General features: G+C 46.0%; 18 protein-coding genes. 15 read left to right on the plus strand and 3 right to left on the minus strand.

The genetic code is table 11. The annotated features are described in order from the left end of the window. Positions 1–38: 38 nt before the first annotated feature. The 11 genes from QUA57_RS03560 to QUA57_RS03610 all read left to right on the plus strand — a co-directional run bounded on the left by QUA57_RS03560 (position 39) and on the right by QUA57_RS03610 (position 12,177). Positions 39–1,145 carry an AAA family ATPase gene (locus QUA57_RS03560; RefSeq protein WP_333059529.1) on the plus strand — a complete coding sequence of 369 codons (1,107 nt, stop codon included), beginning with the start codon at positions 39–41 and terminating at the stop codon, positions 1,143–1,145. Next, positions 1,145–1,828 carry a DUF3226 domain-containing protein gene (locus QUA57_RS03565; RefSeq protein WP_333059528.1) on the plus strand — a complete coding sequence of 228 codons (684 nt, stop codon included), beginning with the start codon at positions 1,145–1,147 and terminating at the stop codon, positions 1,826–1,828. Before QUA57_RS03560 ends, QUA57_RS03565 begins: the two co-directional genes overlap by 1 nt. 41 nt (positions 1,829–1,869) lie before the next feature. Continuing rightward, entirely contained in the window at positions 1,870–3,471 is a 1,602-nt protein-coding gene (locus QUA57_RS03570; protein ID WP_333059527.1) for a hypothetical protein, read from the plus strand. Positions 3,472–3,894: 423 nt separating this feature from the next. Then, positions 3,895–4,815 carry an NAD(+) kinase gene (locus QUA57_RS03575; RefSeq protein ID WP_333059526.1) on the plus strand — a complete coding sequence of 307 codons (921 nt, stop codon included), beginning with the start codon at positions 3,895–3,897 and terminating at the stop codon, positions 4,813–4,815. 161 nt (positions 4,816–4,976) lie between these two features. Beyond that, a complete protein-coding gene (locus QUA57_RS03580) occupies positions 4,977–5,462 on the plus strand; it encodes a hypothetical protein (RefSeq protein WP_333059525.1) in 486 nt (161 codons plus the stop codon). Between the two features lie 169 nt (positions 5,463–5,631). Then, positions 5,632–7,608, plus strand: a complete 1,977-nt coding sequence (locus QUA57_RS03585; protein ID WP_333059524.1) for a carbamoyltransferase — start codon at positions 5,632–5,634, stop codon at positions 7,606–7,608. Between the two features lie 79 nt (positions 7,609–7,687). Then, a complete protein-coding gene (locus tag QUA57_RS03590) occupies positions 7,688–8,095 on the plus strand; it encodes an SxtJ family membrane protein (protein WP_333059523.1) in 408 nt (135 codons plus the stop codon). After that, positions 8,096–8,260 carry a DUF5989 family protein gene (locus QUA57_RS03595; RefSeq protein WP_006634651.1) on the plus strand — a complete coding sequence of 55 codons (165 nt, stop codon included), beginning with the start codon at positions 8,096–8,098 and terminating at the stop codon, positions 8,258–8,260. It begins immediately after the preceding gene. 4 nt (positions 8,261–8,264) lie between these two features. Continuing rightward, the gene (locus QUA57_RS03600) at positions 8,265–9,497 is read left to right on the plus strand and encodes an SGNH/GDSL hydrolase family protein (protein ID WP_333059522.1); all 1,233 of its coding nucleotides are present in this window, start codon (positions 8,265–8,267) and stop codon (positions 9,495–9,497) included. A gap of 13 nt (positions 9,498–9,510) precedes the next feature. Then, positions 9,511–10,836, plus strand: a complete 1,326-nt coding sequence (locus tag QUA57_RS03605) for a hypothetical protein (RefSeq protein ID WP_333059521.1) — start codon at positions 9,511–9,513, stop codon at positions 10,834–10,836. 6 nt (positions 10,837–10,842) lie between these two features. Further along, positions 10,843–12,177: a hypothetical protein gene (locus QUA57_RS03610; protein ID WP_333059519.1), complete on the plus strand. Its 1,335-nt coding sequence runs from the start codon at positions 10,843–10,845 to the stop codon at positions 12,175–12,177. A gap of 67 nt (positions 12,178–12,244) precedes the next feature. On the opposite strand, the gene QUA57_RS03615 is transcribed toward QUA57_RS03610, so the two are convergent. Beyond that, entirely contained in the window at positions 12,245–13,576 is a 1,332-nt protein-coding gene (locus QUA57_RS03615; RefSeq protein ID WP_333059518.1) for a hemolysin family protein, read from the minus strand. Positions 13,577–13,865: 289 nt separating this feature from the next. On the opposite strand from QUA57_RS03615, the gene mfd reads away from it, so the two are divergent. The 3 genes from mfd (at position 13,866) to QUA57_RS03630 (ending at position 18,394) form a co-directional block, all read left to right on the plus strand. Beyond that, positions 13,866–17,438, plus strand: a complete 3,573-nt coding sequence (gene mfd, locus QUA57_RS03620; RefSeq protein ID WP_333059517.1) for a transcription-repair coupling factor — start codon at positions 13,866–13,868, stop codon at positions 17,436–17,438. Positions 17,439–17,558: 120 nt separating this feature from the next. Further along, the gene (locus tag QUA57_RS03625; RefSeq protein WP_333059516.1) at positions 17,559–18,224 is read left to right on the plus strand and encodes an S-layer homology domain-containing protein; all 666 of its coding nucleotides are present in this window, start codon (positions 17,559–17,561) and stop codon (positions 18,222–18,224) included. Positions 18,225–18,229: 5 nt separating this feature from the next. Then, positions 18,230–18,394 carry a hypothetical protein gene (locus QUA57_RS03630; protein ID WP_333059515.1) on the plus strand — a complete coding sequence of 55 codons (165 nt, stop codon included), beginning with the start codon at positions 18,230–18,232 and terminating at the stop codon, positions 18,392–18,394. Here the strand turns inward: QUA57_RS03630 and QUA57_RS03635 are convergent. Both QUA57_RS03635 and gyrB read right to left on the minus strand, forming a co-directional pair. Further along, positions 18,381–19,097 carry a heme oxygenase (biliverdin-producing) gene (locus QUA57_RS03635; protein WP_333059514.1) on the minus strand — a complete coding sequence of 239 codons (717 nt, stop codon included), beginning with the start codon at positions 19,095–19,097 and terminating at the stop codon, positions 18,381–18,383. The two genes, QUA57_RS03630 and QUA57_RS03635, sit on opposite strands and share 14 nt — an antisense overlap. A gap of 234 nt (positions 19,098–19,331) precedes the next feature. After that, on the minus strand, positions 19,332–21,272 hold the full coding sequence (gene gyrB, locus QUA57_RS03640) for a DNA topoisomerase (ATP-hydrolyzing) subunit B (protein ID WP_333059513.1): 1,941 nt from the start codon (positions 21,270–21,272) through the stop codon (positions 19,332–19,334). Between the two features lie 258 nt (positions 21,273–21,530). Between gyrB and miaA the strand changes: the two genes are divergently transcribed. Beyond that, complete coding sequence (gene miaA, locus QUA57_RS03645) at positions 21,531–22,451, plus strand: tRNA (adenosine(37)-N6)-dimethylallyltransferase MiaA (protein ID WP_333059511.1); 921 nt, start codon at positions 21,531–21,533, stop codon at positions 22,449–22,451. Positions 22,452–22,490: the final 39 nt, after the last annotated feature.

The following is a 22,490-nucleotide window of genomic DNA, read 5'->3' on the forward strand; positions in this document are numbered from 1 at the left end:
GGAGAAATGATAGAATATAGTTAATATGCGAGGAATCCATGTTGCGCGATCTCACCATCCAAAATTATCGCTGTTTTAAAGATTTTCCTATCGACGAGCTAGCTAGGGTTAATCTGATAGTCGGTCAGAACAATAGCGGTAAAACTACTTTTTTGGAAGCCATTTATTTATTAGTTAATGAAGGAAACATTCAGTTTCTACTTGAGGTGCTAAAAAGCAGAGGTGAACTAACAGTCGATCCTTCTAGACAAAGAAATGGCGAAGTCGTTTCTCAGCGTCATTATCAGATTTTACATATTTTTTACGGTCATCAACTTAATAACTTCGATGGGGCTATTAATATCCGCTCTACAAAAGAGCATCCGCTCTCATTAAAAATTCAGCCTAATATTGTCCAGCAACTTGCACTTCCTGGATTCGAGGATTTAGTTTTAGGTGGAGATATATTCGGGGAGCTAGTTGTTTCATACGGAAAGTATAGCCCAATAAGAATTCCTATCCGTACTGATGGAACTATAGGCGATTCGCGTTACTTGCGGTTGGGCAACACATCTCAGTTAGTTTTTCCTATAGGGAGCAGCAATCAAAATTATTTTCTGACAACCACTAATATAAGCTTTGCGCGACTGTCTGTACTGTGGGATAGAATAACACTCACACCGAAAGAACAAAGTGTAGTAGAAGCATTGCAAATTCTGGAGCCGGATGTGGAACGGATTAGTTTCACCAGTCGCCAGACTTCTAATAGTGGTATTTTGCTTAAACTTCGGGGCCAGCCTCACCCAGTTCCTCTTGGCAGTATGGGAGATGGTATGCGACGAATTCTTAGTATAGCAATGGCAGCCGTATCATCAGAAAATGGTTTTTTGCTAGTCGATGAAATTGATACAGGTCTTTACTATAAAACCCAAACTGATATGTGGCGATTGATATTTGAAACAGCACAGCGATTGAACGTTCAAGTCTTTGCAACTACCCACAGTTGGGACTGCATAGCCGCATTTCAAGAAGCCTTAGAACAGTCAGAAGATAGTTCGGTTGGCAAATTATTTCGCTTGAGCCGACGCGGCGAGGATATTCGTGCAGTTGAATACACTCCCGATGCTTTGTCGGTTGCAATGCGCCAAAGTATCGAGGTGCGCTGATGCCAAAAGCACAAAAACCTCATCCACCCAAACCTCAACAGTTATTGGTAGAAGGTAAGAATGACCAACACGTAATCTGGGCTTTGTGCAAGCAATATCAACTGCTAGAAACATTTTCCGTCGTAGTACCGCAAGAAGAAGGTACAGAAGGAGTTGAAGCGCTGCTAAATGGCTTGCCAGAAAGATTGAAAGCAGAGAATTTACGCACGTTGGGAATTGTGGTAGATGCCGATCGCAATTTAAGTGGGCGGTGGCAATCTCTTAAAGATAAACTGAGTTCGATCGGCTATCGAGATATCCCCCAATCTCCCCCTCCCGAAGGCTGGGTTTGCACACCTTCAGATCCATACTTGCCTCGCGTCGGAGTTTGGTTGATGCCAAACAATCAACTTCCTGGAATGTTAGAAGATTTTGTCGCCTATCTTATCCCCCCTGGCGACACCCTGCATCCGAAAGCCGAAGCAATTTTACAAGAGATCGAACAAGCCGGACTTCACCGCTACACTTTAATTCATCATCCCAAAGCGCTAATCCACACTTGGCTGGCATGGCAGAAAACGCCTGCAATGCCGATGGGACAAGCAATAACAGCGCAGGTGCTTAGCTGCGATTCCCCGATCGCCTTAATTTTTATTGAATGGTTAAAACATCTGTTTGAGCTAACTGCTCGATCCGCTGGATAATTAGTAAGATCTAGTAATATTTCGCGATCGCTGAAAGCTTTATGATTCGCCGCTACATTGCTAGCATCAGCACCAGCATCTTAAAACGTACCTGTGCCGCAACCGCCTTGCTAGCCTTAACTTTGGGATGTTCGTCTACCAAGCCGCCCAACACCCCAGCGCCATCGGGTTCGCTCGAATCCGCAGTCTTAGCGCAGTCCCCAACGTCTCTGTTAGCTCGAAACCCCAACAAATCCAAAAAATCCGTCAGCGTTTCTTCATGCCCTCAAAACGATGGCTTCACCGACGCAGTTAAGTTTGCCACCCAAGCTTCTAATTTGGCTCAATCAGCCAATTCAAAACAAGACTGGGACGAAGTAGCCGGCCTGTGGGTGCAGGCCGTCGCCTGGATGCAAGCCGTTCCCGCCGGCAGTTCCAGACGGGCGTTTGCTGAGAAAAAAGTAATCGAGTACATGAGAAACCTGGTTTATTCGCAGCAGCAAGCGAGCGCAACCCGATCGCAAGCCAGTACAGTCAGCTTCAGCAGCGATTTGCTCAACGAACAACTAGAACTTTACCTATCCTACGTTGCTGCGGTCGGGCCGCCAGATGTTTTGATTGTCGGTAGTTCCCGCGCATTGCAGGGCGTCGATCCCAAACAGCTAAAACAATCTTTGGCCCAAAGGGGCAGTCCGAGCTTAAAAGTATTTAACTTTTCAGTCAACGGCGCAACTGCACAAGTAGTTGACTTTCAACTGCGGCGGCTTTTGAAGCCGGAGCATTTGCCTCAAATGATTGTCTGGGCGGATGGTGTGCGGGCATTTAACAGCGGCCGGGACGATCGCACTTTTAATTCGATCGTCGATTCTGAAGGCAGCCAACTTTTAGCAGCAGGCATTCGCCCCGAACTGCCGTCCGATGAACCCAACGAGATTCCCCAGTGTTACAGATTCCCGCAGCCCTGCGCTAACAACACTTTCCGCAAAGCATTGGCATCTGTCGATCAACCTTTCAGGGGCGGGCAAGATGCCCAACCCCTACTCCCCACACTCAAATTCCTGTCCCGTGGAACGGGCAAGATGCCCGTTGCTGAGAATGCTGCAAGATATGATTTAAAACCGATCGCAGCGAATGCAGCAACCCAAAAAGCACAATTGATTCCAGTCTCGCGACGCACAACAGTAGCCATCAGACAACTCAACCAATTGGCAGATTCGATCGACTCCAACGGATTCATGGCTATGTCGGGCAGGTACAATCCCAACACTTATTATCGAGAACGCGCTTACGTTTCAGGCCAGTACGATCGCGACTACGAAAACTTCAATCTCGGAGGCAAACAAGCAACAGCCTTTAATTCAGTTGTAGCATTTACCAAAGCTCGAAAAATTCCCCTTATTTTCGTCAATTTGCCCCTCACAGACGACTACTTAGACGGGACTCGCCTGTGGGCAGAACAGCAGTTTCGGCAGCGAATGCTGCAACTCTCGCGGCAAAAAGGCTTCGCTTTCCGCGACTTGTCGCAGCGGTGGCCGGGCCGTAACGACTATTTTGTTGACCCCAGCCACCTCAACCGCTTTGGGGCGATCGCAGTTTCTCGCATACTCGCGGCCGATTCCAGCATTATCTGGCCGCGGCCCAAATCCAGCCGCAGCGAGGGATAATACCATTTTCGATTTTCGATTTGCGATTAAAGAATTGGGAATGACAGATGATATCAAATCCGCCCTTCATCGGAATTATTCATCTCTGTTCCCTTCCTCTGTATCCTCTGCGTCCTCTGCGGTTTAATCATTCCGATCTAACCAGAATTGATATGAGATAAGGGTTTGCAGCTTGCCAAAAATTGGATTACTTTTTGGAATTGCTATAAACCAGAGGCAGAATCTCCGAGGGGAGATGCCCTGCGGCATCGGAATAATATTTTTCCGAGTACAGTGCGATCGTCCCGGTCGCGGCACTTCCGTCTAAAATCTCATCATCTAAAATCTAAAATCGATGTGCAGTGCGATCGTCCCGCTCGCGGCAATTCAGTCTAAAATCTAATCATCTAAAATCCAAAATCTAAAATCTAAAATCGATAGGTTGTGCAACTAAAACAAGTAATTATCGCCCACAAAGCCAGAGATACCCTCAGCCAGCGGTGGGCAGAACAGTGTGCCCGCCAATTAGAAAGTCGCGGGTGTCACGTTTTAATGGGGCCCAGCGGCCCGAAAGATAACCCGTATCCGGTGTTTTTAGCTTCTAGTAACAGCCCAATTGATTTAGCGGTAGTGCTGGGGGGCGACGGTACGGCCCTAGCTGCCGCGCGGAATTTGGCGGCTGACGGCATCCCGATTTTGGCAGCGAATGTGGGGGGACATCTGGGCTTTTTAACCGAGTCTTTTGAGGATTTCCAAAATACTGAGGAGATTTGGGACAGACTTTCGGAAGATAGGTATGCTGTGCAGAAGCGGATGATGTTGCAGGCAACAGTTTTTGAGGGAAACAGAAGCAATCTCGAACCCCAAAGCGATCGATTTTTGGCACTAAATGAAATGTGTGTCAAACCTGCTTCAGCCGATCGAATGCCGAGCTGTATTCTAGAAATGGAAGTTGACGGCGAAGTAGTCGATCAGTATCAAGGCGACGGTTTAATTGTGGCAACTCCCACCGGTTCGACTTGCTACACCGCATCTGCCAACGGGCCGATTATGCACTCGGGAATGGAGGCGATCGCAGTTACTCCGATTTGCCCTTTGAGTTTATCCAGTCGGGCGATCGTCCTCCCGCCTGGTTCAGTCGTCAGCATTTGGCCTTTAGCAGATTACGAACTCAGTACCAAACTCTGGACAGACGGCATTTTAGGTACTGCAATTTGGCCGGGACAGCGCGTAGACGTGCGGAGGGCAGACTGCGAAGCCCAGTTTATTATTTTGCGGGAAAACTATTCTTATTACAATACTTTGAGGGAAAAACTTCACTGGGCAGGAGCCAGAATTCGCTACAGCAACAATCACCGCAATTAATCCGAATCATCCACCATGAAACTGCCTTAACCCCTAGGACACGTAAGCGTGAAAAAACCTGTTAAATCACCAACAATCTAGATACAAAAACCGCCCTCAGCCAACCCATAATCTCTGTACTTTGTTAAGATCGCTCAATATCTTGACAAACAGCCTGATCCATGCAGATTTCCCAAAAATCAACCAGACCTTTCAACCCTCAAGATACATATCCCTGTCCCGTGTGCCGCACCGGTCAAATTTCTACCATGCCGATGATGGACGCCCTAGCTTGCAACTTCTGCCAGCACATTTATACCGCAAGCATTGAAAGACAATCGCTCCAAATGGCCGATCGCCAACCGCCCGTAACTTGGCACTGGAACGGCAAACAGTGGATAGGATCCCACCTCGAGGGCGTAGAATTCGGATGGCCCTACTTTGCAGCGGCTATTGGTCTAATTTTCCTTCCCACTACCTTGCTGGGACTTTCAGCTTACTATTTTCCCCCGGTTCCCGGCAGCCGCTTGTCGTGGCTGCCCGTAGCTTGGACAGGCTTAGCTTTTTTGTCGCATTTAGGCATTGTGCTGTGGTTGGTAGGTGAATTTTATCAATTCCCGGTGGTCACTTACTTCAGAGCTTGGGGGCGCAGGATAAGCCGGCGCTAGCTTAAATGCTCTCTAACAGCCGATCGTCCGAGGGCGGCCCACCGACATCGATCCAGGTAAAATTAGAGGCGATCGCAAAATTCAATTCCCAATCAGCACTGAAACAGCTATAATCGTTAGCTATTCTAAATAGTCAAAAGCAAACGCATTGCGATTTGTGAGGAGAGCGATGAACATACTTGGAATCTCGGCGTACTATCACGACAGCGCCGCAGCCTTAATTCGCGACGGAGAAATTATAGCAGCAGCGCAAGAAGAAAGATTTTCCCGCAAAAAGCATGACGCCAGATTCCCTAAGAATGCGATCGCTTATTGCTTGAAAGAAGCGCAAATAGATTTGCGGGAAGTCGATCACATAGTCTTTTACGACAAACCTTTAGTCAAATTCGAGCGCCTTCTCGAAACCTATTTAGCCTACGCACCCCAAGGTTTTCGCTCTTTCCTAGCCGCCATGCCGATATGGCTCAAAGAAAAGCTTTACCTCAAAACCATGCTCAAAAGAGATTTGGCAGCAATAGCAAACTGCAAAACGAATAAACTGCCATCTCTGCTATTTACCGAACACCACCAATCCCACGCAGCATCGGCATTTTTCCCCAGCCCCTTTCAAAAAGCAGCCGTTTTGTGCCTCGACGGCGTGGGCGAGTGGGCAACAACCTCGGTTTGGTTGGGAGACGGGAACCAACTTACACCTCAGTGGGAAATCGATTTTCCCCACTCCTTGGGTTTGCTTTATTCAGCTTTCACCTATTACACCGGCTTCAAAGTTAACTCTGGTGAATACAAACTCATGGGTTTAGCTCCTTATGGCGAACCCAAGTATGTAGACAAAATTCTCAACTATTTAATCGACCTCAAAGATGACGGAACTTTTCGTTTGAACATGGATTATTTCAACTATACAGTTGGCTTAACCATGACAAACAAGAAGTTTGACGAACTGTTTGAAGGGCCGCCGCGTCAAGCTGAAGGAAAATTGACTCAGCGAGAAATGGACATTGCAGCTTCCATTCAAGTTGTTACCGAAGAAGTTGTTTTGCGGCTGTGCAGAACAGTTAAAAAAGAATTGGATGTCGATTATCTTTGTATGGCCGGCGGCGTTGCTCTCAACTGTGTTGCTAACGGCAGACTCTTGCGGGAAGGTATTTTCAAAGATATTTGGATTCAGCCGGCGGCGGGAGATGCTGGCGGTGCTTTGGGCGCGGCTTTGGCGATTTGGTATCAGTATTGCGAACAAACTCGCACTGTGAGCGCCAACACGACAGCAAATAGTATAGAATCCCTCAAAATTGAACTTGTCACCACAAACTCAGCGGTTGAGGAGAGGACTGAAGTTCTCACTGCCAACCCAGCGGTGGCAACTGTGGCGAAGTCGGTTGCTCATTTAACTTGTCACGATCAAATGCGCGGCTCATATTTGGGCCCAAGGTTTACTGACGCAGAAATTCTCGAATACTTGGATGCTGTCAAAGCTAGCTATCACCGATTGGACGATGCCGAATTAATGCCGCAGTTGGCGGAAATTTTGGAACAGGGAAATGTGGTGGGATGGTTCCAAGGGCGGATGGAATTTGGGCCGCGGGCTCTGGGCGGTCGATCGATCATTGGCGATCCCCGCAGTGCTAAAATGCAGTCCGTGATGAACCTGAAAATTAAATATCGGGAATCATTTCGACCTTTTGCGCCGTCAATCTTAGCCGAGCGAGTTGCGGATTATTTCGAGATTGACCATTCTAGCCCTTATATGCTATTAGTAGCACCTGTCAAGTCCAGTCTCCGTATTCCGATGACTCCCGAACAAGAGCAGTTGTTTGGCATTGAAAAGCTCAACATTCCGCGCTCGGAGATTCCGGCTGTCACCCACGTAGATTACTCGGCTCGCATTCAAACTGTTCACAAAGAAACCAATCCTCGGTACTATGACTTGATCAGCCATTTTGAAGAGCGATCGGGCTGTTCTATTGTGGTAAATACTTCTTTCAACGTCCGAGGCGAACCCATTGTTTGCACTCCAGAGGATGCTTACCGCTGTTTCATGCGAACCGAAATGGACTATCTGGTTTTGGAAAATTACTTGCTTCCAAAGTCCGAACAAATTCCTTGGAAACAAGATGATGCTTGGAAAAATGAATTTGAACTAGATTAGTCATTAGTTATTAGTTATTAGTTGGAACGAATAACTAATAACTAATTCCCAATTCCCAATTCCCAATTCCCCATTTCTAATGAGCGACGAAATTAAAAAACTCGACAAAAAAGGCTTGCGCGATTTCGGGCTGCTAATTGGTGGCTTGATTGCAGTAATCTTCGGTTTAGCAGTACCTTTACTGCGGCGGCATTCTCTACCTTGGGTTCCCTGGGCCATCGGCGCCGTGCTAATCGTGCTAGGATTGGTTGCGCCGAAATCGCTGAATCCCGTTTATCACGCATGGATGCGGTTTGGACTTCTCCTCCACAAGATCCAAACGCCGCTCATCCTAGGGATAGTTTTTTACCTGATAGTTTGGCCGATGGGAGTAATCAAAAATATTTTCGGCGAAGATGCAATGCGGCGAAAACTAAATCCGAAAATGGATAGTTACCGCGTCCCAAGTAAAGCAAGAACAAAAGTTAGTATGGAGCGTCCTTTTTAAGTGTTTGAAGCAACTTTAGATTTTCTCAAAGATTTGTGGGCGTTTATGAAAGAACGCCAAAAGTATTGGATGTTGCCGTTAATTGTGACTTTAGTCTTTTTAGGAGCTTTGATTGTATTGAGTCAGGGTTCTGTGATTGCTCCATTTATTTACACGCTGTTTTGAAATAATGAGCAAGTTGAAAAATTTGGGTGTCAATTTGGGTTTGACACTCGGCGGTTTATTGATGGGGGTGGTAATTGGTGAAGTTGGGTTGCGAGTTGCTAGAGTTGAGGGCTATCAAAAAATAGGAGATTTCGTAGACTCGGCGCCAACTCGTTTCCACACTTCCGATCCGAATTTGGGCTGGAAGCTGAAACCGGGTGCGTCGGGGGAGTGGAATGGGGAAGGTGCGAGTTTTGTGCAGGTGAATAGCGAGGGTTTGCGCGATCGTGAACATACAAAAACAAAACCTCCAAATACTTTGCGCGTGGCGGTTTTGGGCGATTCTTTCACCGAAGCAATTCACGTACCTGTCGAACAAACTTTCTGGTCGAAATTGGAACGAAAGTTAGGCAACTGCGAAGCTGTTAAGGGACGCAAAAATGTTGAGGTCATGAATTTCGGGGTGCAGGGCTACGGTACTGCTCAACAATTGATAATGCTGCGAAAAAAAGTGTGGGATTACAGTCCTGATATTGTAATTCTTGCTTTTTTTATTGGCAATGATATAATTAACAACTCGCCGAAATTGGAATACGATCGCTACCGACCATTTTTTGCTTATGATGCTAGCGGTAAGTTAGTACCGGATATGTCTTTTCGCAATCTGACGCCGATCGACCGCAACGAAAGAGCAGTTTCATTTGTAGACAGGATGCCCAGTTCTATCGTCAACAATTCGCGCATTCTGCAGGTCATTAAAAAAGTAGACTTAGAGCGGAAAAAGCGGGAGTTATCGGGACACTTTACCACTTTAAGTACCCTGAACCTCAAGGAACCTCAGGATGCAGCTTGGCAAGAGGCTTGGAGGGTGACAGAGGGTTTGATTGTGACTATGCGGAATGAAGTCGTGCAGAAAAATGCTGATTTCTTGGTTGTGACGATCGGCGATCCGATGCAAGTTATACCGGATGCCGAGAGGCGAAAAAATTTTATGAGAAAGAACAACATTCAGGATTTGTTTTATCCCGATAGGCGGCTGGAAAAGTTGGGCGCGCGCGAGGGTTTTCGGGTACTGAATTTATCCGAACAGATCCAAGGTTACACTGAAAAATATCAAGTTTGCGCCCACGGTTTTGATAATTCTGTACCCTGTGGGGGTCACTGGAATGAACTCGGACACAGGCTGGCTAGTATCCTGATTAACCGAAATTTGTGCGAAAATTTGAAGCAGTCTCAAGTCCCCAAAAAACAACCGTAAGCAGTCAAATTTCATGAAAGATTCAACGGCGCTGAAAAAAAGCCAAAATATATTAATTATAATCGCAGTTAATTTGGCGATCGCCTTTATTTGTCTGGAAGCTTTATCGCTAGCTTTTTATTTTATAAACCAAAAGCAGTTTTTTTATACTAGAACTAAAGCCAAAGAAAAAGTAGTAGAAGATATTGAAAGGATCGGCATTAGACTTGATGAATCTATCGTAGAAAGACTGCACCCACTTTTTGGCTATGTACTCAAACAAGGTGCTTTCACTAATGAAAAATTAAAGTTAAAAGTTAATAAACACGGCTTTTTTTCTCTCTACGAATATCCGTTTATTAAAACAAATAAAAATCAAGTTATTATCGGAGTTTTTGGGGGTTCAGTTGCCAATAATTTTGCAGTTGATGAATACGTAGATCGCAGATTGTCTAACAAATTGAAGGCTTATCCAGAATTTGCAAACAAGGAAATTATTGTTTTAAATTTTGGGAATGGCGGCTACAAACAGCCCCAACAATTATTGGTTTTAAATTACTTTTTGGCCTTGGGTCAACAATTAGATTTAGTCATCAATATAGACGGTTTTAACGAAGTAGCACTGTCAAATTTAAACAACAAAGCCCAAGTAGAAATAGGAATGCCCAGCGTTCAGCACATACAGCCTCTGACGGGTTTAGCCAACAACAACTTGTCACCGGAAGCGATGAGTTCGATCGTTAAAATTAACGAAAACAAAAAACAATTGAAAGCAGGTATTGACAAATTGCAAAATTGTCAACTTGCTTTGTGTCACGCTGTCACCTCACTACAGGTGAAACAATTAGTCAACAATTACCAGCAAGCAGTTGTCAAGTACGATCGACAAATCAAACAATCCAACCCAGACACGGCAAATAGCGGTATAGTATACATTCCCAAAGCTGACTTTGTTTTGCAGGATGCCGCTGCTTTTGACAAAATGGCATCGATGTGGTATGAATCGTCGATCGGCATGAATCAAGTTTTATCAAGTAGAAAGATTAAGTATTTTCACTTTATCCAGCCCAACCAGTATTATCCCACTAAGCGAGTGTTTACCGCCAAGGAAAACGAAATCGCGATCGACCAGAAGAGTCCTTACATTGAAGGTGTGAAAAAAGGTTATCCAGTATTGTTGTCCAAAGTCGATGATTTGCAAAAAGCTGGGGTTAATGTGTTTAGCGCAGTGAATATTTTAGACAATACAAAAGAGACGGTTTACAAAGATGCCTGCTGCCACTATAATTCAGTCGGAGAGGAAGTATTGGCAAACTATGTTTCTAGTTCCATTATTAAAGTAGTAAGAGAGTCGAAATAGAGGTTTATGAAAGATTTAAAATCCATCAAAAAAGGACAAGAATTTATCAAGATTGCTTTTATTAATTTAGTGATGTTACTGTTTTTTCTGGAACTTGGCTCTTTGGCATGGTATTTTGTCAAGCACAAGCAATTTTTCTATACGAGAGAAAAAATGCAAGATAAGTCGGCTTTAGGAATTAATTTAGAAGGAGTGCGGCTGAATCAGTCTATTGTTGAAAGGTTTCATCCTTTTTTGGGATTTATCCAACAACCTGGCCCCGATTTTCGCCCTGGTTTTAAGGTTAACAACTACGGATTTATCTCTCCTTACGATTACCCTTTGAAGAAAACCAAGAAAAATCAATTTATTATCGGAGTTTTTGGCGGTTCTGTGGCTTCTAATTATGGAGTATTTGAAGTTCAAAACAAAATTTTATCTCAATACCTTAAGCAGATTCCGGGTTGGAAGGATAAAGAATTTGTAATTTTGTCTTTTGCTACCGGAGGCTACAAACAACCCCAGCAATTATTAATTCTAAACTATTTTTTGGCTTTAGGGCAAGAACTAGATCTGGTCGTCAATATAGATGGTTTTAATGAAGTAGCACTTTCTAACTTAAACAATAAAAATCAAGTCGATTTGGCGATGCCAAGCATTCAGCATATTTTGCCGCTGACTAACTTGGCGAATAATAGCCTTTCTACAAAAGCGATGAAAGCAACTATCAGAATCCAAGAAAATAAAGCTAGGATTAATCAGGGTTTGGAACGTTTGCAAAACTGTTCTTTCGCTGCCTGCGATGCTTTGACTTCTGTTTACGTTCAAAATCTAGTTAATAACTATAAAACCGATGTTATTAAGTTTGAAAAAGAACGGACCAAACAAAAAAAAGATGACAGTGGAAGCGTTATTTATATCAATACTAATAAGTCGGTTTTACAGGATTCAGTAGCTTTTCAAGAAATGGCACTAAATTGGGCAAAAAGTTCAATTTTTATGCACAAAGTTCTGTCTGCTAGTAAGGTGCCTTATTTTCATGTTCTTCAGCCTAATCAATACTATCAGACGAAAAGAGTGTTTGGTGAAGCCGAAAAGCAGATTGCTTTTAACAAAGATACTCCTTATGCTAAAGCTGTGGAAATTGGATATCCGGCTCTTTTCAAAAAGTTTCCTAATTTGGAAAAAAATAATATCAATTTAGTGAATGCTGTTAATGTTTTTGACAAGACTAAAGAGGCTGTTTATGTAGATAGCTGCTGCCACTACAATCAAGCTGGAGAGGTAGTTTTTAGCAATTATGTGGGCCGTTCTATTCTGGAATCTTTGCGGAAAGATGAGGCTAGAAGCAAAAAGAAGTAGGTTTGAAATATCCGCTGAAGGGTTGATGTAGGGTGCGCCTAGCGCACCTTACCGCTGAGTTTAAATTTTAGATTTTTGGTTGGGTTTTAGATCGATCGCCCGCTGAGTCGATCGGCATTACCAATATCTTATCAACTCGGTTCCCGTCCATATCCACTACTTCCACGCGCAAACCGTTCCACTCAAAATGCTCGGCTGCTGTGGGAATTTTGCCCAAATTGGTAATTACAAAACCGCCCATTGTGTGGTAACTTCCTTTGTGTTCTGCTGACAATTCTTCGATTCCAAACAGCTCAAAAAAATCTTCGACTGCTAGCATTCCGTCTAACAGCCAAGAACCATCTTCGCGCTGCACAGCTTCCGGTTCGTCAGCATCTTCTATTGAAGGAAAATCACCAACAAGTTCGACTAAAATGTCGTTGACTGTAACCAATCCTTGAATGACGCCGTATTCGTCTACTACCAAGGCAATTTGATTGCTAGATTGTTTGAAAAGTTCTAATACTTTTAAACCCCGCGTGCTTTCCGGTACAAATAACGGTCGTCGTAAAGAAGCGCTTAAATCTAGGGGTTGACCAGTTAAAGTCCGAGACAGCATATCAGTAACGTGTACTAAACCGACAACGTTGTCGAGCCCTCCCTGACACACGGGAAACCGAGAGTGACCACTGCCGAGCATTTTTTGGCGATTTTCTTCCACGGAGTCGTCGAGGTCGAGCCAGGTAAGATCGGGACGCGGGGTCATTAAGGCGCTGACTCGCCGATCGCCCAAACGAAAGACTCTTTCTACCATGTCTTGTTCGGCTTCTTCAAAGGTTCCGGCTTCGGTTCCTTGCTCGATCAAAACTTTAATTTCCTCTTCTGTAACTTGCGGTTCTGTCGAGGGCGATATCCTCATCAGTCGCATCACTAAGTCAGTCGAATGACTTAACAAATAAACCGCAGGAGCGCCAATTTTTGAGAGCATTCGCATGGGAATTGCTACGCTTGAGGCGATCGGCTCTGGGTTGTTGAGTGCCAGCCGCTTCGGCACGAGTTCGCCGATAATTAAGGTCAGATAAGTGATGGTTAAAACTGCTACTACTGAGGCGATCGTCTGAGAATAGGGCGCGAGGGCAGGAATCAGCCGCAACAAAGGCTCTACTCTTCTAGAAATCGTCGTTTCTCCGAAAGCGCCCGACAGAATGGCCAGCATCGTAATCCCGATTTGAACTGTCGGCAAGAACTGATTGGGGGCATTAGCCAGATCCAAGGCTACGCGGGCATTGGCTGAACCTTGGTTGGCCATCTGTTGCAGTCTCACCTTCCGTACAGAGATGATGGCCATCTCTGACATCACAAACAAGCCATTGAGGAAAATTAGCAGGAGAACAATCAGAATATCGGTACTTGGGGACATTTCTAAAATTTTCGGTAGTAACGGCGAAGCGCTCTGCCCGGTTAAAGGAGAGGTCTGGAAGCTGCTAATCTCGATCGCAAAATCGAAATTTTTTCTAAACCTGTCACTAGATTAACGGAACTGGCTCAATCGCGATCGCAGGATCGACATATTAAAGCAGAAATCTATCTCCAGTTAAGTTCCCAGGCGTCAACAGCAGAGCGGCACAATCATGGATGTTTGTCGTACAATCTCCTTAACAGGCAAAGGGAAAGAGCCTTCGCCGATCAGGGATTAAAATTAAAAGCGCATGACTTTCTCTTCAATAATTCGTACCCTGGGGCGATCGCCCCTAGCCACAGAACTCCTCAACAAGCTCAAGCGCCATCGCTACGTGCAACTCAACGGCGTAGCCCGTTTGCCTAAAGGTTTAGTAGCTTCCGCCCTCGCACAGCAAGAAGGGCGGAGTTTACTGGTAGTGACGGCAACTCTAGAAGAAGCCGGTCGTTGGGTGGCAGGGCTGGAGGCTATGGGCTGGCAAACCGTACATTTTTACCCGACTTCGGAGGCTTCGCCCTACGAGCTATCTTACTCCGACGAGAATGAAATGACGTGGGGGCAAATGCAGGTGCTGGCGGATTTGGTGGATAAGGAAGAAAAAACCGCCAATCAGTCGAAGCCAATCGCGATTGTAGCTACCGAAAGAGCTCTCCAGTCTCACTTGCCGCCGCCTGATGCTTTTGAACCCTACTGTCTGACGCTGAAGCGAGGTGCGGTTCAAGACTCGAAGATACTTGACCGCCAACTGGTGTCGATGGGGTACGATCGGGTGGCTCTGGTGGAAATGGAGGGTCAATGGAGCCGTCGGGGTGATATTGTCGATGTATTTCCGGTGGCGGCTGAGTTGCCGGTGCGGCTGGAGTGGTTTGGGGATGATTTGGAGCAAATTCGGGAGTTCGATCCGTCTTCCCAGCGATCGCTCGATAAGGTCGATCGCTTAGTTTTAACTCCTACTAATTTTAACACAATTATTAAAGCAGTTTTATCGGAAAAAAAGCTTGACGCAATAAACCACATAGGCTCTTTTGATCCCGAAAATGAAGCGGAAAATGAAGCGGAAAAATTTGTCCGCAGGCTGTTGGGTTTAGCGTTCGAGCAACCTGCATCTTTGTTGGATTATTTGACTGAAAATACTTTAGTTGTTATTGACGAACCGCAAGGGTGCGAAGCTCACAGCGACCGCTGGTTTGAGAATGCCCAGGAACAGTGGAATAGTTGCAATCGGGAATCGGAAGTTGCTGGTGAGGTTACAGAAAAATTGCCAATTGCTAATTTGAAAGTTCCGAAAATTCACCGCACTTTTGCTGAATCTATGGCAGAGGTCGCAGCTTTCGAGAGGCTAGAACTTTCTGAATTGTCCGAAGATTCTACGGCTAAAAAATTTCAAAGCTCTGCAGAGGGCGACCAGCTACCATCTGCGATTAATTTGGCTTCTCGGCCTGTGCCGGTGATGCCTCACCAATTTGCGAAGCTGTCTCAAATGCTCAGGGAAGAGCGCGATCGGGGTTTTACCATTTTTCTGGTTTCTGCTCAACCGAGCCGATCGGTTTCTCTGCTGTCGGAACACGACTGTCCGGCTCAGTTTGTGGTGAATCCGCGCGATTTTTTGGCGATCGATAAGTTGCAATTGCAGCACGTTCCGGTAGCTTTGAAGTACAGCGGGCTGGCAGAATTGGAAGGTTTTATTCTGCCGACTTTTCGGATTGTTTTAATTACCGATCGGGAATTTTACGGTCAGCATTCTCTTGCTACTTTTAGCTACGTCCGCAAGCGCCGCCGTGCTGCTTCTAAGCAAGTAGACCCGAATAAATTAAGCCCTGGTGATTATGTGGTTCACCGCCAGCACGGAGTGGGTAAATTTCTCAAGTTGGAACGTTTGACGATCGATCGGGAAACTCGCGAATATTTGCTGATTCAATACGCTGACGGTACTCTGAGAGTGGCGGCAGATCAGTTGGGGGCTTTGTCGAGGTTTCGGACTGTAGGCGATAAAGTACCGGATCTCAACAAGCTGACAGGCCAAACTTGGGAAAAAACTAAAACAAAGGTTCGCAAAGCTGTTAAGAAATTAGCGGTAGATTTGCTGAATCTTTATGCTAAAAGAGCTAAACAAACAGGTTACGCTTTTCCTCCTGATATGCCTTGGCAACAAGAATTAGAGGATTCTTTTCCTTACCAGCCAACGCCGGATCAGTTGAAGGCAACTCAGGATGTGAAACGCGACATGGAGGGCGATCGACCGATGGATCGCTTGGTCTGCGGCGATGTCGGTTTTGGTAAGACAGAAGTTGCTCTGAGAGCAATTTTTAAGGCGGTCACGGCGGGCAAGCAGGTGGCTTTGCTCGCGCCGACGACGATTTTGACCCAACAGCACTATCACACGCTCTCAGAGCGTTTTTCCCCTTATCCGATCGAAGTTGGTTTGCTCAATCGCTTTCGCACTGAAACCGAGCGCCGGGAGATTCATAAGCGTTTGGCGACTGGGGAATTAGATGTGATTGTCGGTACTCAAGCTGTTTTGAGCAAGGCGATTAAATTTCGGGATTTGGGCTTGTTGGTGGTCGATGAAGAACAGCGGTTTGGAGTTAAGCAAAAGGAAGCAATTAAATCTCTCAAAACAGAGGTAGATGTTCTGACTTTGACAGCAACGCCGATTCCCCGGACTTTGTATATGTCGCTGTCGGGGATTCGCGAGATGAGTTTGATTTCGACTCCGCCTCCCAGCAGGCGCCCGATTCAGACGCATTTGGCTCCCTATAACCCGGAAGTGGTGCGATCGGCAATTCGTCAAGAATTGGACAGGGGCGGTCAGGTTTTTTACGTGGTGCCGCGGATTGATGGGATTGATGAGTTGGCCGCTCAGTTGCAGGAGATGGTTCCGCCTGCCAGAATTGCGATCGCCCACGGTCAAATGGAGGCTTCGGAACTAGAATCAATCATGCTGACTTTCAGCGCGGCGGAGTTTGATATTTTGGTGTGCACGACGATTATTGAGTCGGGTTTGGATATTCCGCGAGTCAATACCATTTTAATTGAAGACGCGCAGAAGTTTGGTTTGGGTCAGCTTTACCAGTTGCGGGGACGGGTGGGACGCGCGGGGATTCAAGCTCATGCTTGGCTGTTTTATCCGAAGCAGAACAAGCTGTCTGATGCTGCAAGGCAGAGGCTGCGGGCAATTCAAGAGTTCGCGCAGTTGGGTTCAGGCTATCAGTTGGCTGTCCGAGATATGGAAATTCGCGGTTCGGGTGATGTTTTGGGTACTGAACAATCTGGTCAAATGGAGGCGATCGGTTTTGATTTGTATGCGGAAATGTTAGAGGAGGCTATTCGGGAAATTAAGGGTCAGGAAATTCCGAAAGTTGAGGACGCGCAAATCGACCTCACTTTGACGGCGTTTATTCCTGCCGATTACATCGCAGATTTGGATCAAAAGATGAGCGCTTACCGGTCTGTGGCTTCTGCTAATACCCCTGAAGAATTACAGCAGATTCAGGCTGATTGGTGCGATCGTTACGGGCCAATTCCTCTTCCAGCCCAGCAACTTATCCGTGTGGTCGAACTCAAACAAATTGCTAAAAAAATCGGTTTTTCTCGGATTAAACCGGAGAATAAGCAGAACATTGTTTTGGAAACGGCGATGGAAGAGCCTGCTTGGAATTTGCTCAAGGGTAATTTGCCGGAACATTTGCGCTCTCGTTTTGTCTACAGCAAGGGGAAGGTTACTATTCGAGGTATGGCGGTTTTGACGGCCCAAAAGCAATTGGATAATTTGATTGATTGGCTGGGTAAAATGCAGGGCGCTTTGCCGGAAGCAAATGTTTGATTTTAATATATAATCCCCAAATCTCGCGCACCGCCGAAACCACAGAATAATACCGATGGAACCATAAAAAATATTACTGCTGTTTTCATGATGGTTTTAGCGACAGAAAGGATTAAAATCGTGAAAAAGTTAGTGAGTATTTTTTTGGCGATCTCGCTAGTGCAAGGAGTCCCAATGGCGGTTCAATCTCAACAAATAATTGACCCGATCGATCGGGTTGTGAGTGCAGGATTGATGAATAAAGATGCTAGTGGTAATTTTAATGCTGAGGGCCTTGTAAGTCGCGCCGATTTGGCGATGATTTTAGTGAAAACTTTTGGTTTGGAACGGCGGAAAACTGCTCAGAAACCGGATAGGGAAGTGCCGGACGTACCGAAGAGTTACTGGGCTTACAGTGCGGTTCAAACTGCTTTGAAAACGGGAACGATGAGTGGATATCGCGACGGAATGTTTTTCCCAAATCAAAGGGTGACTCGCGCTGAAGCTTTGGCGATTTTTGCTCAAGCTTACGGGGTTTTTCAGTTTCCCGATCCCAGCATTTCCGAGATTTTAGCTAAGTATCCAGATGCAGGCGAAATTCCTAGTTGGGCTAGAAAGTCTATAGCTACTGCACTTTATGAAGGGTTTGTTAATGTTGATATCGCAACTAATAAGATTAATCCTTTGAAACCGATGACTCGTGGGGATATCGCTTACGCTTTGAGCAAGTATTTGGAGCGGCAGGTAAGACCGAGTTCTTTGCCTGTCCCGGACGAGGAGCCTCCTAATCGCGGCGTGGGAAGGTGATAGTTTTGAGTTGTGATTTGAGTTGTGAGTTAAAAAGTCGATCGCCCGCCATGCAAAATCCCGGAGATTTGGTGACTGTAAAAGCAGCCATCAAACCCCCAGGATTTAAGTTTTTCCTCTTAAACGAGGCTCAATTTATTGCCAATGCGTGTTGGCTCAATCAGCAGTAGCCAATTCGGTACTGGCGCCACCGCGCTTCCGCGTCAGGGTATTGAAAAGCATCTGACCGACAGCTTTAATCAAATTGCCTTCTAACTCCATGAACATCTTCATGTTCATGCCAAAAGCTGCATTAGCTTCGTCAACAATTCGCTCTGCTGTGGCTTCGTCAATCGGCAGTTCATTCATTGCCTGACGGTAGTTAGCTTTGAATTCTTTTTCATCAGGAATATCCTGGAATTCATAGAAAGCAGTGCCTTCTCCCTCGGAAAGATTCATCCCGCGCTGGGCAATTCCCTTCAGGATTTGTCCGCCAGATAAATCGCCAAGGTAGCGAGTGTAAGAGTGAGCTACTAACAGTTCCGGTGCGGTCGCCGAAATTTCGTGAATGCGCTGCACATAAGCTTTAGCTGCGGCTGACGGAGCTACTTGTTCGCGCCAATTCGCACCGTAGTAGTAAAATAAATCTTGCTCTAAGCTTTGTTTGCGATTCAACTCAGAAAAGTAAATTTTTGAAACAACCGGATGCTGCTTTTGGCGTTCCATTTCCTCTTCGATTGCCGAGTAGACAAAGTAGAGGTTTCCTACTAACTTCCGGTAAGAAGTTTTTTCTACAACGCCTTTTAAAAAACACTTGACAAAACCGACGTTTTCTGCCATTGTGTGGGACTTTTTGGTTCCCTCACGCAATTTGGTCGCTAAATTGATGCTCATGCTATACTGTCCAACCTTCTATTTTTGTGGTAGCTGATGGATGCGCCAAAAATCTAAAATTTACCTAAGCATTTACCTTAGATCGATTTGATGAGAGATTGTATTAATTTTTATAACAAAATCTACCTACCTCAAACAGCAGAAACCCTTGTGCCTCGGAAGGCACAAGGGTTCAAACTGCTGAAAAAGTTTAGTCGTTAGTCGTTCCTCATCGACAGTTAGCTAATGATTAATTTAGATGTCCAAGTCGAGGAGGTTGAGTTTGGGGCCGTAGGTTTCAATGAATTCGCGGCGGGGGGCGACACGATCGCCCATTAAGATCGTAAAGATGCGATCGGCCTCAGCAGCGTCTTCAATCTCCACCCGTTTCAGCGTCCGAGTTTCTGGGTTCATCGTCGTATCCCACAACTGTGTCGGCATCATTTCACCCAAACCTTTGAACCGTTGAATGGTGTAATTAGCATTCGCCGGAAATTCATTGCGGATGAGATTGTTCATTTCGCGATCGCTGTAACAGTAGTAATGATTGCGTCCCCGTTCCACTTTATAGAGAGGAGGACAAGCAATATAGATGTAACCTTGGTCTACAAGTGCGCGCTGATAGCGGTAGAAGAAAGTCAGCAACAGCGTGCGGATGTGAGCACCATCTACGTCAGCGTCAGTCATAATTACGATGTGGTGATACCGCAATTGACCCGGATCGAATTCTTCGCCTTTGATGCCCAAACCTAGGGCTGTAATTAACGATTGAATTTCGTTATTTTTGTAGATTTTGGCGTCGTCGGTTTTCTCAATATTGAGAATTTTACCGCGCAAAGGCAGGATTGCTTGGAATTGGCGATCGCGCCCTTGTTTTGCCGAGCCGCCTGCAGAATCCCCTTCCACCAGGTATATCTCAGACAGGGCAGGGTCTCTGGAACTACAGTCCGCTAATTTTCCAGGCAAAGGAGACGATTCTAAGACAGATTTTCGGCGCACTAAATCGCGGGCACGGCGGGCGGCTTCAGCGGCCTTAAATGCCTGAATTGCTTTTTCCAAAATAGCGTCAGCTACTTGGGGGCGAAACTCCAAATATTCTGTTAATACTTCGCCTACCAAGGAATCAACAATTCCCCGAACTTCTGTATTTCCCAACTTAGTTTTAGTTTGACCTTCAAATTCCGGGTCTGGGACTTTGACCGAAATTACTGCTGTCAAACCTTCGCGCACGTTTTCGCCGGCGAGGTTGGGCTCATTTTCTTTAATTTTGTTGCGCTTGCGGGCGATCGAATTCATCGTCCGCGTCAAAACAGCCTTCAAACCTTCTAAGTGCGTGCCACCGTCGATCGTCCGAATGTTGTTAGCAAAACCTAGAACGTTGTCACTAAAAGCATCAACGCACCACTGCAAAGCCACTTCTATCTGCACGTTGTTGCGTTCTCCTTGCACGTAGATCACTTCTTCGTGCAGAGGCTGCTTTTCGCGGTTCATGTAGGCGATATATTCCTTGATTCCGCCCTCATAACAGTATGTTTCGATGCGAGGTTCGCTACTTTTAAGCAGTTCCAAACGGTGGTCGCTAAACGTAATTCTCACGCCCGCATTCAAGTAGCCCAATTCTCGCAAGCGCCCGGCGAGTATAGTGTAATCAAATTCAATGCCAGTGCTAAATATTTGAGTATCTGGCAAGAAAGAAACTGAAGTGCCGGTGCGAGTACCTTTGTTGGGCTTGGCAGTAAGTTCAGTAACTGGATTGCCTCTTTCGTAGCGCTGTAAATGTTCTTTTTGGTCGCGCCAAACTGTCACTTCTACCCACTCGGACAGCGCGTTAACAACAGAAATACCTACACCGTGCAATCCTCCAGAAACCTTGTAGCCACCACCGCCAAATTTACCCCCGGCGTGAAGTACAGTCATTACTGTTTCTATTCCTGATTTGCCAGTCTTGGCAACGATGCCGGTGGGAATGCCCCGGCCGTCGTCTGTCACGGTAACGGAACCGTCGGCGTTGATGTCAATCTCGATGTGAGTGCAGTGGCCAGCCAGCGCCTCATCTATGGAATTGTCCACAACCTCGTAAACTAGATGGTGGAGTCCTCGCGGCCCGGTGGTACCGATGTACATCCCCGGTCGTTTACGGACTGCTTCGAGACCTTCGAGAACTTGAATCTGGTCGGCGCTGTAGCTGCTGGTCATACAAAAATAGCTCCAATAATGAGGCCTAAAGCCCCGAAAGCTTCTAAAATGGGAAAACTCCTAAAATTATAGCACAAAACCGTTAAAGGCGATGCTAGGGCTTTCTGAAGGGAAATTTATTGGGGGGACGGAGGGGAATAGTTTTGAGATTGCTGGAGGAGTGCCCTGGTTGATCGCCGTGAATCAGTGTAGGGAGAGAGGGGAAAGCATGGAGAGGAGAGGATTTGAGAGTTTTTATAGGGAAATGTGCGACACCTTATGCCTAAATTAATTACGATTTGCGGGGCGACGGCGACGGGGAAGTCGGGAGTGGCTTTGGCTTTGGCTTCGCGACTGCAATCCTCGATCCTGAGTGCGGACTCGCGTCAAGTGTACCGCGAATTTGACATCGGAACCGCAAAACCGACGGCGGTCGATCGCACTTCTGTACCGCATCACTTAATTGACATCTGCGAGCCGACAGAAACTCTGACACTAGCAGATTACCAGCAACAAGCTCAAAATTTAATTGCTGATGTCGATTTTCCCCTGTCTCCCCCCCTGTTGTTGGTGGGAGGGACGGGCTTATATATTAAATCGATTGTCAGGGGTTTAAAAATTCCGAGGGTAGCACCGATGCCCGAATTACGATCGCAACTTGCAGAACTCGGACAATCTCTATGTTACGCGATGTTGCAGCAGGTCGATCGCTCTGCGGCTGAGAAAATTCACCTTAATGACTCAGTAAGAACTTTAAGGGCACTGGAAGTATTTTATGCGACCGGTCGCCCTATTTCCGATCAGCAGGGCGAAAATCCTCCCAATTATCCTATTTTACAAATTGGGTTGGATTGCGCGATCGATGTTTTGGTCGAGCGGATCAAACAGCGCACCGAACAAATGCTAGAACGCGGTTGGATTGTTGAAGTAGAATATTTGTGTAAAAAATACGGCTGCGACTTACCACTGTTGAACACGCTGGGCTATCAGGAAATCAAACAATATTTGGCTGGCGACATTAAGCTTGAAGAAGCCAAAGAATTAACAATTTTACACACGCGGCAATTTGCGAAGAGACAGCGGACTTGGTTTCGAGCGTATCCTGAAATTGAATGGTTTGATGTTAGCACGCCAGATTTGCTAGAAAGAGTTTGGCAGAGAGTTGAAGAGTTTGAGGGACGCAGATCAAGACTGATGTAATTTCAATTTTTCCTTCGCAGGCTCTGCCTGGGAATGCCT

The sequence above is a fragment of the Microcoleus sp. Pol7_B2 genome, assembly GCF_036701035.1.
In the GTDB taxonomy this organism is placed as follows: Bacteria; Cyanobacteriota; Cyanobacteriia; order Cyanobacteriales; family Microcoleaceae; genus Microcoleus.